A 13,226-nucleotide genomic window follows, 5' to 3' on the forward strand; every position below is an offset into this window, starting at 1 on the left:
CGGCAAGCTTGCTCGCGCAACACTGCGTATGTCCTGCGATGTCGAAATCATGCGTTGCCGGCCCCAGGCTAGGGGCATGCCGCTGATGGCATGCTTCGGCACGCGCGCTCATGATTCCGTTCTCCGTCCTCGATCTGGCGCCGGTCACCGAAGGCAGCGATGCCGGGCAGGCGTTCGCGCACAGTCTGGAGCTGGCGCGTCATGCCGAGCGGCTGGGGTATCGCCGCTACTGGCTGGCCGAGCACCACAACATGCCGGGCATCGCCAGCGCCGCGACCGCGGTGTTGATCGGGCATATCGCCGGTGGCACCTCGACGATCCGCGTGGGCGCGGGCGGCATCATGCTGCCCAATCATTCGCCGCTGCAGGTGGCCGAGCAGTTCGGCACGCTGGCCTCGCTGTATCCGGACCGCATCGACCTGGGCTTAGGTCGCGCGCCGGGTACGGATCAGGCCACGGCGCGCGCGTTGCGGCGTTACTTCGATGGCGCCGACAGCTTCCCGCAGGACGTGGCCGAGCTGCTGCATTACTTCGAGCCGGTGCAGCCGGGCCAGGCGGTGCGCGCGGTGCCGGGTGCGGGCTTGCGGGTGCCGGTGTGGCTATTGGGCTCCAGTCTGTTCGGCGCGCGTCTGGCCGCGCAGTTGGGCCTGCCGTACGCGTTCGCCTCGCATTTCGCGCCCGACGCGATGGACGAGGCGCTGGCGATTTACCGGCGCGAGTTCCGTCCATCGGCGGCCTGGGCGCGACCGCATGCGTTGCTGGCCTTGAACGTGGTCGCCGCCGCCGACGATGCGCAGGCGCGGCGGTTGTTCACCACTCAGCAGCAGAGCTTCGTCAATCTGCGCCGCGGCCAGCCGGGGCTGATCCCGCCGCCGATCGACGACATCGACGCGTACTGGACGCCGGCCGAGCGTTCCGGGGTCGAGCGCGCGCTGGCCTGCGCGGTGGTGGGCGGGCCCGACACGGTACGCGAGGGCATCGCGGCCTTCATCGAACGCCACCAGCCCGACGAGCTCATGCTGACCGCCAACGTGTACGAACACGCGGCGCGGCTGCGTTCGTTCGAGTTGGCCGCGCAGGCGCGCGACGCATTGGCCGCGAACGCGTGATGCAGGCTCAGCGCGCGCCCGGCACGTGCTCGCGCACGCCCAGCAGTTCCACTTCGAACACCATCGAGGCATCCGGCGGAATCACGCCGCCGCCGGCGCCGTCGGCGCCGTAGCCGTACTCCGGCGGCACCATCAGCACGCGCTTGCCGCCGACCTGCATGCCGGCCACGCCTTCGTCCCAGCCGCGCACCACGCGGCCGGCGCCGAGCAGGAACGAGAACGGGCGGCCGCGGTCGACCGAGCTGTCGAACTTGCGTCCGCGCTTGTCCGGCTTGTTTTCGTCGTAGAGCCAGCCGGTGTAATGCACGCTCACGTCCTGGCCGCTGCGCGCGATGGGGCCGGTGCCGGGGCGCTCGTCTATCCATTCGAAGCGCTGCACGCGGCCAGCGCTGGCCGGCGCTTCGGCCTCGTGTCGCTTGCAACCGGCCAGCAGCAGCGTGGCGGCCAGAACGGCGATGGAGATAGACGTGGCGAGGCGTCGGCGCATGAGGGTCGTCCCTGAGAGCGTGGCGGAAACTGCGCTCAGGATAGCGGACCCGGCCTGGCCGGCCCAAGACGCGTTCAGTCGACCAGGGCGCCGCAGCTGAGGTTGGCGATCGCGCCGGTCATGGCGGCGGCGCGGTCGGAGGCGACGAAGGCGGCGTAATTGGCGACCTGCTGCAGGGTCGGCAGGCGGCCGAGCAGGGTGCCGGTGCGCGCGGCTTCCTCCAGCATGGCCTCGATCGACACGCCCGCGCGCCGCGCGCTTTCGGCGAACACCTCGCGCGCGTGCGAGCGCGGCAGCGCGTCTGGGATCGCATGCGGGCGCAGGCAGACCACGCGGATGCCGGCCGGGCCGAGTTCGCCGGCGAGCAGGCGCGAGAACGCTTCGATGGACGCGCAGGTGGCGCCGTAGCCCAGGAAGCCGACGCCGCTCATGCGCGAGCCCGGCGTCGACAGCGTCAGCAGCACGCCACCGCTGCGCATGCGCTTGGCCGCGGCCTGCGCGGTGAGGAAGTTGCAGCGGTTGTAGTCGGCGATCGGTTGCAAGTACTCCTGCACCGACAATTCGGCGAAGGTCGGGCCCTGCACATGGACGATGCCGACCGCATTGAGGGCGATGTCGATGCGGCCCTCGGATTCGGCCACCGCCTGCGCATGGGCCTCGACCGCGTCGGCGTCCATGGCGTCCAGCGTGGCGATTGCGGCGTGCCCGCCGGCGGCGGCGATGTCCTGGGCGACGCGTTCCAGGCCCTCGCGGTGGCGCGCGGTCAGGTGCACCCGCGCGCCATCGCGCGCGAAGGCGCGTGCGACCGCGCCGCCGATCGCGCCGCTGCCGCCGTGGATCACCGCGATCTTGTCCTGCAACAGGCCGCCTTGCATGGTCATGGTCCGATTCCTAATGGGTGGGCCGGTTCAGAACCGGCGTCGCTGAAAGGGCAGGCCGGCGCCGTCCTCGCAGTAACTTTTGAGGCTGTACAGGAACATCGCCCAGTTGTAGTTGCACCAGCGGTAGAACTCGGTGACTTCGCGCCAGCCTTCGTGGCGCAGCACCACCGCGGTGCTGTCGTCGCGGCGCTCCAGGTCGAAACTGATCTGGGTGCCGACCCACTGCGGGTCGGATTCCAGGCAGCGCCAGGCCAGGCGCGAGCGCGGCAGCCATTCGACGATCTTGACCTTGACGCTGCCGGCGTCGCCGAAATGGAACTCGTTGACCGCGCCCATCACCGCCTGCACGGTCAGGGTGTCGGTCCAGACTTCGGCCAGTCCCTGCTGGCTGGTGAGCGCGTCGTAGACCTGGGCGGGCGTGGCGTGCACGTACTGGATGTGTTCGATGGCGGCCGTGTCGCGGGGCTTTGCGGTGGTCGTGCTCACGGTGCCGGAATCCTGCGCTCGTACTCGGCTTCGATCTGGGTGTGCTTGGTCCAGAAGTGGCTGGGCGTGCGGCCTTCCAGCAAGTCGCGCAGCAGATCCAGATGGCTGTGCCAGCCGCCGGCGACGCTGACCAGTTCGCCGCGGTTGGGCAGGCGCCGATGGGTGACCACCAGCAGCACACGGTCTTGCTGCGGACTGAGTTCGAACACCACTTCGGAGTCGCCGTCCCAGGTGTAGCTGAGCCGGTGCGGGGGATCGCAGTCGATCACCCGGCCTTCGCTGCGGTATTCCTCGTCGGGGTACTTGGCCGGCGCCGGGTCGTCGTTGGTCAGTTCCGAATTGCGGAACACGTGTTGAACGTGGCCGCCGGGGTGCAGCTCGATCTCGCCTGCGGCCATCCAGCTGCGGCGCTTTTCGGAATCGGTGAGGTAGCTCCACAGCCGGTCGATCGGGCCGGGCATCAGGCGTTCGATGCGCACGGTGTCGGGAGCGGTGACAACGCCGTAGTCGTTCATGGTCGTTCCTCGGGGGATCAGTGGAGGGGGCGCGCGAGTTGCTCTGCGAGCGAGGCGAGGATGTGGCGCCAGCCCGATTCGGTGCGCTCTGTATAGGGCGCGTATTCGGGCGCCATTTCGTGGGTCAGGCGCAGTTCGCAGCCGGCGCCGACGGCTTCGATTTCGACGGTGACGCGGTCGCCGTCGGACGCCGGATCCAGCGACAGGGTGAACACCAGCCGGCGCGGGCGGTCGATTTCCAGGTAGCGGCCGTAGTGGGCGGCGTCGCCGTCCTCGCGGGTCTCGACGATGGTGTAGCCGCCGCCGACGCGCGCGTCGATCTCGACCCGCTGCATGCGTCCGGTCGCGGTCGCGTAGAGGAAACGCGTGGCGACGTTCGGGTCCAGCCAGGCGTCGAACACGCGTTCGGGCGAGGCGTCGAAGCGGCGTGTTACGCGCACCACGACGGGGGAGGTCGGGCTCATCGTTGGCTCCTGGGTTTGCCGGTGGCGGCCAGGGCACGGTCCTCGGCCTGCAGCAAGGCGTCGAGGGCATCCAGGCGTTCGTTCCAGAACCGCTCGTAATGGCGCATCCACTCCATGCCGCCGTGCATCGGTCGCGCATCGAGGCGGCAGACGTGGGTGCGGCCCTGGATTTCGCGCCGGACCAGGCCGGCGCCTTCCAGCACCTTGATGTGCTTGGACGCGGCGGCCAGGGACATGTCGAAGGGCGCGGCGAGTTCGCCGACGCTGCGCGCCCGATCGGACAGGCTGCGCAGCATCGCGCGCCGGGTTGGATCGGCCAGGGCGTGGAACACGGCGTCGAGCCGTTCGGAATGATTATTAACCATGAGGTTGAATATCCTCGGCTGCGCATGGATTGTCAACCATTCGGTAAAATGTCGTATGAGGGACGGCGCACCGCATCCGTCCGCGGCGATGGCCCCTAAATGCACGCGCCCGCGTTGCTACTCATGGGACGGGGGGGCCAGCTTCGGGAACGTCCGCATGCCGCTCCAGACACGGCCGGAGACATCTCATCCCGGCACGGCCGCGCGCCCGCGTTACTACGGCAAGTACCGCGCCGTGGTACTGGACCACGTCGACCCTTTGCGCCTGGGCCGGGTCCAGGTGCAGGTGCCCGAGGTTTACGGCGCCGGCGGCGGCCGCTGGGCCATGCCCTGCGTGCCGGTGGCGGGGCGTCAGAGCGGCGTGTTCCTGCTGCCGCCGATCGGCGCGCCGGTATGGGTGGAGTTCGAACAGGGCGACGCCGAACTGCCGGTCTGGGTCGGCGGCTATTGGGTGGACGCCGACGAATTGCCGCCGCTCGCGCACGCCGGCCAGGCGATCGCGCCCGGCTTGCTGCTGCAGACGCCGAACCAGCACGCGATCGCGATCTCCGATCTGCCCGGCTCCGACGGCGGCATCCTGCTCAGAAGCCGCAGCGGCGCGTCGATCGCGATCACCGATGCCGGCATCACCATCAGCAACGGCCGCGGCGCCAGCATCGTGCTGGCCGGGGCGATGGTGACGATCAACGACGGCGCGTTGACGGTGGTGTGATGCGCGCCGGCGCCGACATTCGCCGTATCGCCCGGAGCGCGGCATGCCCGGCGCGCTGATGCATGTGGGCGCGGCGGTGACCTGCGCGCACGGCGGGCCGGCCACGCCGACCGCGCCGTACGCGCGCGTGACCCTGGGCGGGCGCGCGGCGATCACGGTCGCCGCGTCGTACAGCGTCGCCTACTGCAATCTGCCCGCCGCCGCGGCGGCACTGCGCTGCGTGGCGGGGCAGTGGCTGTCGGGCAGCACCCGCGTGTTCGCCGGCGGGCGCCCCTTGGCGCTGGATACCAGCCCGTCGCTGTGCGTACCCAACGGCGCGCCGCTGCTGGTGCTGGACTGCCAGAGCCGCGTCACCGCGATCTGAGCGCGCGGCTCAGCCGGCCTGGCTTTCGGCCGCCTGCAGCGCGCGCAATGCGTTGGCGGTGGCGGCGTCGGCAGGGAAGAAGGATTCGATCGCCAGCTCCGCCAGGGTCACGTCCATGGGCGTGCCGAACACGGTGGTGGTGCTGATGTAGGCGTGCTCGCCGCCGTCGGCGCTGCGCAGGCGCAGCGGCACCGCCACGCTGAGCTGCGAGGGCAGCTCGACTTCGTCGACGTCGTCGCAGGGATAGGCGGCGAGCTCGTCGTGCAGGGTGTGCAGCACCGGATCGCCGGTGGCGTCGGCCTGGTGGCGCAGGCGGTGCAGCAGGTGCGCGCGCCACTGCGCGAGGTTGACGATCAGCGGCGCCAGGCCGCGCGGATGCAGGCTCAGGCGCAGCACGTTGATCGGCGGTTGCAGCAGGTCGACGGGAATGCCCTCGAGCATGCGTTCGACCGCGCGGTTGGCGGCGAGCAGTTGCCAATGGCGGTCGATCGCCAGCGCGGGGTAGGGCTCGTGGCCGCGCAGCACCAGCTGGATCGCGGCCTGGGCCTCGTGCAGCGCGGGATCGTCCAGCGAACGCTGCGCGTACATCGGTGCCAGCCCGGCGGCGGTCATGAGCTGGTTGCGCTCGCGCAGCGGCACGTCGAGGCGGTCGGCCAGGCGCAGCAGCATCGCGCGGCTGGGCAGCGAGCGCCCGGTCTCGATGAAGCTGACGTGGCGGGTGGAGATGTCGGCCATGCCGGCCAGGTCGAGTTGGGTCAGGCGGCGGCGCTGGCGCCAGTCGCGCAGCAGTTCGCCTACGGGTCGGGTCGTGTTCATGAGCGAACGATAGCCCAGCGCGGCGACGCGCGGGATTACCCCGCAGGTAATCGACGGGCGGCGGGCGCCGGGCTGAAATGGCGTCGAACCCAAACGACCTGAGACCACAGGAGCCTGTCATGAACGCTGTCGCCCGTCCCGCCAACGCCCCCCTGCTGCGCCGCGCGATCCAACTCGACGCCGTCGCCACCGCCGCCATGGCGGCCCTGCTGATCGCGGCCGCCGCGCCGCTGTCGCAGTGGCTGCACCTGCCGCAAAACCTGCTGCTGGGCGCCGGCCTGGTGCTGGTGCCCTACGTCGCCTACCTGGGCTGGTTGCTCAGCCGCGAGCGCATCTCCAACGCCCAGGTCTGGTCGGTGATCGCGATCAACGCCTGCTGGGTGATCGACAGCGCGATCGTGCTGGTTGCCGGCTGGGTGCAGCCCAACGAGCTGGGCATGGCCTTCGTGATCGTGCAGGCGGTGGCGGTGGCGGCCTTCGCCGAACTGCAGTACTTCGGGCTGCGCCGGCAGCAGCGTGGCTGATCCAACGGTTCGATCCGGGCCGCGGCCGCACAAACCCGCAAGCGCCTCGTCCCTGACCGCGTCGCCTCTCGAACGAGGCGGCGCGGTTTCGCTTTCTGTGGGAGCGGCGTGAGTCGCGGTGCCTGATAGCCGGTCGCGATGCGATTCGGTGTACGGGTGCTTCGATCGCGACTTAGGTCGCTCCCGCAGCAGGCGGGGCCAGGGCGTCGGCTCAGACCGCCATGCCCGCCGCATGCCCCGACGCCCAGGCCCACTGGAAGTTGTAGCCGCCCAGCCAGCCGGTCACGTCGACCACTTCGCCGACGAAATGCAAGCCCGGCACGCGCCGGGATTCCATGCTGCTGGACGACAGTTCGTCGGTGTCGACGCCGCCCAGTGTGACTTCGGCGGTGCGGTAGCCCTCGGTGCCGCTGGCGACCAGGGGCCAGTCCTGCAGGGTCGCCGCCAGCTGCTTCAACTCCGGCGGCGTGTACTGCTTCATCGGCTTGTTGCTCAGCCACAGCTCGCACAGACGCTGGGCGAAACGGCGCGGCATCGCATCGGACAGCACGGTCTTGAGCTCGGCCGCGGGGCGCTCGAGCTGCTGCGCGCGCAGCCAGTCGGCGGCGTCGTGGCCGGGCAACAGGTCCAGGCGCAGGTCGTCGCCGGGCTGCCAGTAGGACGAGATCTGCAGTATCGCCGGGCCGCTGACACCGCGGTGGGTGATCAGCATCTGGTTGCTGAAGCTGCGGCCGTTGCAGCGCGCGGTCACCGGCAGGGCGACGCCGCTGAGGTCGGCCAGGCGTTCCTGGTGCTTGCCGCTGAGGGTCAGCGGCACCAGCCCGGCGCGCGTGGGCAGCACGGTGTGGCCGAACTGGCGCGCCAGTTCGTAGCCGAAGCCGGTCGCGCCCATGCTGGGGATCGACAACGCGCCGGTGGCCACCACCAGCCGCGGCGCCGCGAACGCGCCGCGCGTGGTGTGCAAACGGAACGGCGCTTCCCCATCGGCATGCAGCACGCGCTCGACGCTGCACGAGGTTTCGATGCGCACGCCGGCGTCGGCGCATTCGTCCAGCAGCAGCTTCACGATCAGCTTCGACGACACGTCGCAGAACAGCTGGCCGAGTTCCTTCTCGTGATAGGCGATGCCGTGGCGCTCGACCAGTTCGACGAAATCGGCCGGCGTGTAGCGCGCCAGCGCCGATTTGCAGTAATGCGGATTGGCCGAGATGAAATTGGCCGGGCCGGTGCCGGTGTTGGTGAAATTGCAGCGGCCGCCGCCCGACATCAGGATCTTCTTGCCGACGCGGTTGGCGTGTTCGACCACCAGCACGCGCTTGCCGCGCTGGCCGGCGGTCAGCGCACACATCAGGCCGGCGGCGCCGCCGCCGACGATCAGGACGTCGTAAACCTCGGCCATGCGCTCAGGCGGCCTGCGCGCCCACGGCCAGGCGCACCGCCGGGGTCAGGGTGAGCGCGGCGCGGTCGTTGCTCAGCGCGACTTCGCCGTCCTGGATCTGGCAGTCCAGGCGGAAGCTGCGCTCGACCATGGCGGCCATCGCCTCGACGGCGTCGGCGTCGATGTCGAGCACGGTGAGGTTTTTCAGGCGGCGCAGGCCGGCGGCGTTCTTGTCCCACCAGATATCGGCGGCGCGGCCGCCGTAGTTCACCACCACCACCTGACGCGCGCGCCCGCAGGCCTTGCGGATGCGCGACTCGTCGGGCTGGCCGACGTCGATCCACAGTTCGATGTCGCCCGTGTAGTCGCGCAGGCTCAGGTCCGGCTCGTCCTCGCTGCTCAGGCCGGGGCCGAACTCCAGCCGCTCCTGCGCGTGCAGGGCGAAGGCGAGCATGCGCACCATCAGCCGTTGCTGGGTTTCGGACGGATGCTGGGCCAAGGTCAGGGCATGGGCGGCGTAGTAATGCCGGTCCATATCGCTGATTTGCAGTTCGATCTTGACGATGGTGGCGTTGGGCGCCATGGGCGGGCCTGAGCTGGGAAAAACAGCGCGCATTCTAGGCCCTGCGGGCGATCGCCGCCTGAGCGGGGCCGGCTGGGCGAGAATGCGCGCATGTCGCCGCCCTCCGCCGCCACCGACGGCATCGCCGCCAGCCGCCTGCAACTGCCGCCCGGTCCCTGGCAGACGCTGCTGGACGGCGTGTGCGCGCGGTTCCCGGCCATCGCCCGCGCGCAATGGCGCGAGCGCTTCGCGCGCGGGCGCGTGCTCGACGCGCAGGGGCGGGCGCTGGCCGCCGACATGCCGTATCGGGTCGGCATGGAAATCCGCTACTTCCGAGAGGTCGCCGCCGAGGCCGAGATTCCGTTCCAGGAACGCGTGCTGCATGCCGATGCGCACCTGATCGTGGTCGACAAGCCGCACTTCCTGCCGGTGACGCCGTCGGGCGGCTACGTCGAGCAGACCCTGCTGGCGCGGCTGGTGCGGCGCTACGGCAATCCCGATCTGGTGCCGCTGCACCGGCTGGATCGCGCCACCGCCGGCCTGGTGCTGTTCTCGGCCGATCCGCGCACGCGCGCGGCCTATCAGGCGCTGTTCCGCGAGCGCCGCATCGACAAGCGTTACGAGGCCCTGGCCGCGCCCTTGCCGCAGTACGCGTTTCCGCTGCAGCGGGCCACGCGGCTGGAGCCGGGCGAACCGTTCTTTCTCATGCGCGAAGCGCAGGGCGTGCCGAACAGCCTGACCCGGATCGAGGTGCTGGATCGCGGCGACACGCATTGGCGCTACGGTCTGGAGCCGGTCAGCGGACGCAAGCATCAGCTGCGCGTGCACATGGCCGCGGTGGGCGCGCCCATCCTCAACGACCCGTTCTATCCCTTGGCCGAACAGCGCAGCGCGGACGACTACGCGCGGCCGTTGAAACTGCTGGCGCGCTCGCTGGCCTTCGTCGATCCGCTGGACGGCGCGGAGCGGCGCTACGAGAGCAGTTACTCGCTTTGAGCGGAACCGCAGCGTGCCGGCGCTGGCGCGCCGCTCCTACCCTAGATGCCGGGTGGAGCGGTGCGTGTCGCGCTGCGGCAACGGCTCGCGTCGAATTTTGCGATGGCGGCCAAGGCCGCTTCGGGGCAGGTGCGGCGCAACGCGGCTTCACACCCACTCGCGCGAGGGCAGGGTGTAACGCCGCTGCGGCCGCCCGACCAGGTCGAGGAAGTTGTTGAATACCGCGTCGGCGCGCTGCTGCATGCCGGCGATGTGCTCGGCGGTGTGGGCGCGGATCGCGGCCTCGCTGGTGTCGTGGCCGAGTTCGGCCAGCTCCTGCCGGTAGGCCGGGTTGGCCAGCCAGCGCTCGATCAGCGGCACGTCCATTTCCAGGTGGAACTGAAAACCGTAGGCGTTGTCGCCCCAGCGGAACGCCTGCTGCTCGCAGCCGTCGGTGCGCGCCAGATGCGTCGCGCCTTGCGGTACCTCGAAGCTGTAGCGGTGCCATTGGAACACCGGCGCGCTTTCGGCCAGCGGCGCCAGCACCGGATCGGCGCGGCCCGGTTCGGTCGCATGCAGCGGGTACCAGCCGATCTCGGGCTGGTGGTGGCGCCGCACCGGCGCGCCCAGCACGTGCGCGAGCAGCTGCGCGCCCAGGCAGATGCCCAGCACCGGCTTGCCCTGTTCCAGCATGCGTTCGATCGCCAGCAGCTCGGTGCGCAGGTGCGGACGCTGGGCCTGATCCTCGACGTTCATCGGCCCGCCCAGCACGATCAGGCCGCGGTAGCGGTCGACGTTGGGCTGGGCCTGCGGGTCGCGTTCGAAATTGGTGAAGCGGATGCGGTGCCCGCGACGGCGGATCAACGGGTCCAGCGTGCCCAGCGGCTCGGCGGCGACGTGTTGGAAGACCAGGATGCGGGGCATGGGGCGGCGAGGCGGCGGCTTACCTGCCGACTATGCCAAAGCCGGGGCGTCTGAGGCGGCATTGCCCTTATGACGATTGGTTGGTTGTGCGATTCGGGCAGGCCGCCTAAGGGCCAGATGAATCCAAAAGCTGCTGCGGCTTCAGCCCCTCTCCCACTTGCGGCGCCCGAAGCGTGTGCACGGCTGAGAGGGGGGAGGGACGCGTGGCATCGGACTGACGTCGATACCCGCGCTTCGCGCGCCCTCATCCGCCCTTCGGGCACCTTCTCAGCCTTGCACACGCTTCGGGCGCCGCCAGCGGGAGAAGGGAACTGCCTCAGCGCGGATCGCGCGGCTTGAACGGCTTGCGCGGGCCGGCGCCGTGCGGCTTGCCGCCAGCGGGGCGCGGGCCGCCTGGGCCGCGAGACGCGCCAGGACCGCCGGGACGACGGCCGCGGCCGCCTTCGCTGTCGCCGGGTTCGGCGCGTGCGATGCGCAGCGGCTGGCCGGCCACGCGCACCTTCTTCAGGTGCTCCATCAGCTCGCGCGGCATGCCTTCGGGCAGGTCGACCAGGGTGTAGTCGTCGCGGATGTCGATGCGGCCGATGTAGCGGCTTTCCAGGTCGGCTTCGTTGGCGATCGCGCCGACGATGTTGCCCGGCTGCACGCCGTGGCTGTGGCCGACCTCGATGCGGAAGGTCTCCATGCCGACCTCGGCGCCGGCTTGCGGCGGACGCGGCGCGCGGTCGCGCTCGATGCGCGGCGCGGGCGCCTCGTCGTCGAAGAACGATTCGGCGGTGTTGACCGAGCGCTGCGGCGAGGGCGGGGTGAACTGGCGCGCCTCGTGGCGGTGCGCGGGCGGCGCCTCGTCGCGCGGCGTGTAACCGGCGTCGCGCGGCGGGCGCGCTTCGGCACGCGGGTGCTCGCGGCGATGGGCGCCGGCGTTGGACGCGTTGTCGCGCTCGACGAACTTGCGCGTGGCGGCGCCACGGTGCTCGCGCGGACCGTCGCGCTCCTCGCGCTGGTAGCGCTGCGCGGCCGGCGGCGGGGTCAGCAGCAGCGGGTTGTCGCCCTGCACCAGCTTGGCCAGCGCGGCGGCGATTTCGACCGCAGGCACGTTCTTCTCGCGCTCGTAGCGCTCGACCATGTCGCGGAACAGGCTGAGGTCGCTGCTTTCCAGGGCGTCGCTGATGCGGCCCAGGAAGCGCGACACGCGCTGTTCGTTGACGGTCTCGACGCTGGGCAGCTCCATCGGCTCGATCGGCTGGCGCGTGGCGCGTTCGATCGCGCGCAGCATGCCGCGCTCGCGCGGGGTCACGAACAGGATCGCCTCGCCCTTGCGGCCGGCGCGGCCGGTGCGGCCGATGCGGTGGACGTAGCTTTCGGTGTCGTAGGGGATGTCGTAGTTCAGCACGTGGCTGATGCGCTCCACGTCCAGGCCGCGCGCGGCCACGTCGGTGGCGACCAGCACGTCGATCTTGCCGTCCTTGAGGTTCTGGATGGTCTTCTCGCGCTGCGCCTGCTGCACGTCGCCGTTGATGGCAGCGGCGGAAATGCCCCTGGCGGAGAGCTTCTCGGCCAGTTCCTCGGTGCCCAGCTTGGTGCGCGAGAACACGATCATGGCGTCGAAGCTTTCGGCTTCGAGGATGCGGGTCAGCGCGTCGAGCTTGTGCACGCCGCTGACCGACCAGTAACGCTGGCGGATGTTGGCGGCGGTGGCGGTCTTGGCCTTGATCGCGATCTCGACCGGCTGCTTCAGGTAGGTCTGGGCGATGCGCTTGATCGGCGCCGGCATGGTCGCCGAGAACAGCGCGACCTGGCGCGATTCCGGGGTCTTCTTGAGGACGTTCTCGACGTCGTCGATGAAGCCCATGCGCAGCATTTCGTCGGCTTCGTCCAGCACCAGGCAGCGCAGTTCCGACAGATCCAGCGAGCCGCGTTCGAGGTGGTCGATCACGCGGCCCGGGGTGCCCACCACCACCTGCACGCCGCGCTTGAGCGCCTGCAGCTGCGGGTAGTAGCTCTGGCCGCCGTAGATCGGCAGCACGTGGAAGCCCGGCAGGTGGGTGGCGTACTTCTGGAACGCCTCGGCCACCTGGATCGCCAGCTCGCGCGTCGGCGCCAGCACCAGCGCCTGCGGCTTGAAGCGCTTGGGGTCGATCTGGGCCAGGATCGGCAGCGCGAACGCGGCGGTCTTGCCGGTGCCGGTCTGGGCCTGGCCGAGCACGTCGCGGCCTTCCAGCAGCGGCGGGATGGTGGCGGCCTGGATCGGCGAGGGCGACTCGTAGCCGACGTCGGCCAGGGCGCGCAGCAGCGGCTCGGACAGGGCGAGGTCGGTGAATTTCAGGCCCGGGCTGTCGGGGGTGGAACTTGCGGTGTCGGAACTGGGCGTCTCGGCGCTCATGGGGCGGCTCGGCAGCGCCGGCGGAGGCCGGTCGGAAGACCGCACAGTGTACCGGACGCGGGTGGAGTACCGGCTCAACGCGGCGGAAATCGCCGGGAAAACCGCCCATTCAGGCGCCGTGGCGGGGTTCGGGCTGAATCCGCGTTCAGGTCCGCTGGGGCGGATGCGGGGATTTGCGCGAGTCGGCGCCGGGTGAGGAGTGGAGAGGCAAAAGCGAATCTCCCCCAACCCCTCTTTTGCAAAGAGGGGAGCCAAGCGGTTTGGCGGCCGGTGCCGGGGTG

At 70.4% G+C, this 13,226-nt stretch carries 16 protein-coding genes; 5 read left to right on the forward strand and 11 right to left on the reverse strand.

The window, feature by feature from the left end:
* Positions 1-110: 110 nt before the first annotated feature.
* Positions 111-1,109, forward strand: a complete 999-nt coding sequence (locus tag LVB77_RS10490) for an LLM class flavin-dependent oxidoreductase (RefSeq protein ID WP_232910064.1) — start codon at positions 111-113, stop codon at positions 1,107-1,109.
* Between the two features lie 7 nt (positions 1,110-1,116).
* On the opposite strand, the gene LVB77_RS10495 is transcribed toward LVB77_RS10490, so the two are convergent.
* The 6 genes from LVB77_RS10495 to LVB77_RS10520 form a co-directional block, all read right to left on the reverse strand.
* Complete coding sequence (locus tag LVB77_RS10495; RefSeq protein WP_232910065.1) at positions 1,117-1,596, reverse strand: FKBP-type peptidyl-prolyl cis-trans isomerase; 480 nt, start codon at positions 1,594-1,596, stop codon at positions 1,117-1,119.
* A 74-nt stretch (positions 1,597-1,670) separates the two neighbouring features.
* Positions 1,671-2,477: an SDR family oxidoreductase gene (locus tag LVB77_RS10500; RefSeq protein ID WP_232910066.1), complete on the reverse strand. Its 807-nt coding sequence runs from the start codon at positions 2,475-2,477 to the stop codon at positions 1,671-1,673.
* A 27-nt stretch (positions 2,478-2,504) separates the two neighbouring features.
* Positions 2,505-2,963, reverse strand: coding sequence for an SRPBCC domain-containing protein (locus LVB77_RS10505; RefSeq protein WP_232910068.1), 459 nt, complete (start codon positions 2,961-2,963; stop codon positions 2,505-2,507).
* Entirely contained in the window at positions 2,960-3,478 is a 519-nt protein-coding gene (locus LVB77_RS10510; RefSeq protein ID WP_232910070.1) for an SRPBCC family protein, read from the reverse strand. Before LVB77_RS10510 ends, LVB77_RS10505 begins: the two co-directional genes overlap by 4 nt.
* A 17-nt stretch (positions 3,479-3,495) precedes the next feature.
* Complete coding sequence (locus LVB77_RS10515; protein ID WP_232910071.1) at positions 3,496-3,942, reverse strand: SRPBCC domain-containing protein; 447 nt, start codon at positions 3,940-3,942, stop codon at positions 3,496-3,498.
* Positions 3,939-4,307, reverse strand: coding sequence for a metalloregulator ArsR/SmtB family transcription factor (locus tag LVB77_RS10520; protein ID WP_232910073.1), 369 nt, complete (start codon positions 4,305-4,307; stop codon positions 3,939-3,941). The genes LVB77_RS10515 and LVB77_RS10520 overlap by 4 nt, the downstream gene beginning before the upstream one ends.
* A gap of 157 nt (positions 4,308-4,464) precedes the next feature.
* Between LVB77_RS10520 and LVB77_RS10525 the strand changes: the two genes are divergently transcribed.
* On the forward strand, positions 4,465-5,019 hold the full coding sequence (locus tag LVB77_RS10525) for a phage baseplate assembly protein V (protein WP_232910074.1): 555 nt from the start codon (positions 4,465-4,467) through the stop codon (positions 5,017-5,019).
* A gap of 43 nt (positions 5,020-5,062) precedes the next feature.
* Positions 5,063-5,383: a hypothetical protein gene (locus LVB77_RS10530; protein WP_232910076.1), complete on the forward strand. Its 321-nt coding sequence runs from the start codon at positions 5,063-5,065 to the stop codon at positions 5,381-5,383.
* 9 nt (positions 5,384-5,392) lie between these two features.
* On the opposite strand, the gene LVB77_RS10535 is transcribed toward LVB77_RS10530, so the two are convergent.
* Positions 5,393-6,199 carry a helix-turn-helix transcriptional regulator gene (locus LVB77_RS10535; protein ID WP_232910077.1) on the reverse strand — a complete coding sequence of 269 codons (807 nt, stop codon included), beginning with the start codon at positions 6,197-6,199 and terminating at the stop codon, positions 5,393-5,395.
* A 119-nt stretch (positions 6,200-6,318) separates the two neighbouring features.
* Between LVB77_RS10535 and LVB77_RS10540 the strand changes: the two genes are divergently transcribed.
* The gene (locus LVB77_RS10540; protein ID WP_232910079.1) at positions 6,319-6,723 is read left to right on the forward strand and encodes a hypothetical protein; all 405 of its coding nucleotides are present in this window, start codon (positions 6,319-6,321) and stop codon (positions 6,721-6,723) included.
* 211 nt (positions 6,724-6,934) lie between these two features.
* Here LVB77_RS10540 and LVB77_RS10545 read toward each other — a convergent pair whose 3' ends face one another.
* Both LVB77_RS10545 and LVB77_RS10550 read right to left on the reverse strand, forming a co-directional pair.
* Complete coding sequence (locus tag LVB77_RS10545) at positions 6,935-8,122, reverse strand: NAD(P)/FAD-dependent oxidoreductase (protein WP_232910080.1); 1,188 nt, start codon at positions 8,120-8,122, stop codon at positions 6,935-6,937.
* Positions 8,123-8,126: 4 nt separating this feature from the next.
* The gene (locus LVB77_RS10550) at positions 8,127-8,684 is read right to left on the reverse strand and encodes a YaeQ family protein (protein ID WP_232910082.1); all 558 of its coding nucleotides are present in this window, start codon (positions 8,682-8,684) and stop codon (positions 8,127-8,129) included.
* Positions 8,685-8,774: 90 nt separating this feature from the next.
* Between LVB77_RS10550 and LVB77_RS10555 the strand changes: the two genes are divergently transcribed.
* Positions 8,775-9,659 carry a pseudouridine synthase gene (locus tag LVB77_RS10555; protein ID WP_232910084.1) on the forward strand — a complete coding sequence of 295 codons (885 nt, stop codon included), beginning with the start codon at positions 8,775-8,777 and terminating at the stop codon, positions 9,657-9,659.
* Between the two features lie 147 nt (positions 9,660-9,806).
* Here LVB77_RS10555 and LVB77_RS10560 read toward each other — a convergent pair whose 3' ends face one another.
* On the reverse strand, positions 9,807-10,562 hold the full coding sequence (locus tag LVB77_RS10560; protein WP_232910085.1) for a gamma-glutamyl-gamma-aminobutyrate hydrolase family protein: 756 nt from the start codon (positions 10,560-10,562) through the stop codon (positions 9,807-9,809).
* Positions 10,563-10,878: 316 nt separating this feature from the next.
* Positions 10,879-12,945, reverse strand: coding sequence for a DEAD/DEAH box helicase (locus tag LVB77_RS10565; RefSeq protein ID WP_232910086.1), 2,067 nt, complete (start codon positions 12,943-12,945; stop codon positions 10,879-10,881).
* Positions 12,946-13,226: the final 281 nt, after the last annotated feature.

It is taken from the genome of Lysobacter sp. 5GHs7-4 (assembly GCF_021284765.1).
Classification (GTDB): Bacteria; Pseudomonadota; Gammaproteobacteria; order Xanthomonadales; family Xanthomonadaceae; genus Lysobacter.

What these genes read in the sequence shown, in the direction of transcription:
- LVB77_RS10490 (WP_232910064.1), top strand. Translation starts at nt 111, where the DNA reads ATGATTCCGTTCTCCGTCCTCGATCTGGCGCCGGTCACCGAAGGCAGC.
- LVB77_RS10495 (WP_232910065.1), bottom strand. Translation starts at nt 1,596, where the DNA reads ATGCGCCGACGCCTCGCCACGTCTATCTCCATCGCCGTTCTGGCCGCC.
- LVB77_RS10500 (WP_232910066.1), bottom strand. Translation starts at nt 2,477, where the DNA reads ATGACCATGCAAGGCGGCCTGTTGCAGGACAAGATCGCGGTGATCCAC.
- LVB77_RS10510 (WP_232910070.1), bottom strand. Translation starts at nt 3,478, where the DNA reads ATGAACGACTACGGCGTTGTCACCGCTCCCGACACCGTGCGCATCGAA.
- LVB77_RS10515 (WP_232910071.1), bottom strand. Translation starts at nt 3,942, where the DNA reads ATGAGCCCGACCTCCCCCGTCGTGGTGCGCGTAACACGCCGCTTCGAC.
- LVB77_RS10520 (WP_232910073.1), bottom strand. Translation starts at nt 4,307, where the DNA reads ATGGTTAATAATCATTCCGAACGGCTCGACGCCGTGTTCCACGCCCTG.
- LVB77_RS10525 (WP_232910074.1), top strand. Translation starts at nt 4,465, where the DNA reads ATGCCGCTCCAGACACGGCCGGAGACATCTCATCCCGGCACGGCCGCG.
- LVB77_RS10530 (WP_232910076.1), top strand. Translation starts at nt 5,063, where the DNA reads ATGCCCGGCGCGCTGATGCATGTGGGCGCGGCGGTGACCTGCGCGCAC.
- LVB77_RS10535 (WP_232910077.1), bottom strand. Translation starts at nt 6,199, where the DNA reads ATGAACACGACCCGACCCGTAGGCGAACTGCTGCGCGACTGGCGCCAG.
- LVB77_RS10540 (WP_232910079.1), top strand. Translation starts at nt 6,319, where the DNA reads ATGAACGCTGTCGCCCGTCCCGCCAACGCCCCCCTGCTGCGCCGCGCG.
- LVB77_RS10545 (WP_232910080.1), bottom strand. Translation starts at nt 8,122, where the DNA reads ATGGCCGAGGTTTACGACGTCCTGATCGTCGGCGGCGGCGCCGCCGGC.
- LVB77_RS10550 (WP_232910082.1), bottom strand. Translation starts at nt 8,684, where the DNA reads ATGGCGCCCAACGCCACCATCGTCAAGATCGAACTGCAAATCAGCGAT.
- LVB77_RS10555 (WP_232910084.1), top strand. Translation starts at nt 8,775, where the DNA reads ATGTCGCCGCCCTCCGCCGCCACCGACGGCATCGCCGCCAGCCGCCTG.
- LVB77_RS10560 (WP_232910085.1), bottom strand. Translation starts at nt 10,562, where the DNA reads ATGCCCCGCATCCTGGTCTTCCAACACGTCGCCGCCGAGCCGCTGGGC.
- LVB77_RS10565 (WP_232910086.1), bottom strand. Translation starts at nt 12,945, where the DNA reads ATGAGCGCCGAGACGCCCAGTTCCGACACCGCAAGTTCCACCCCCGAC.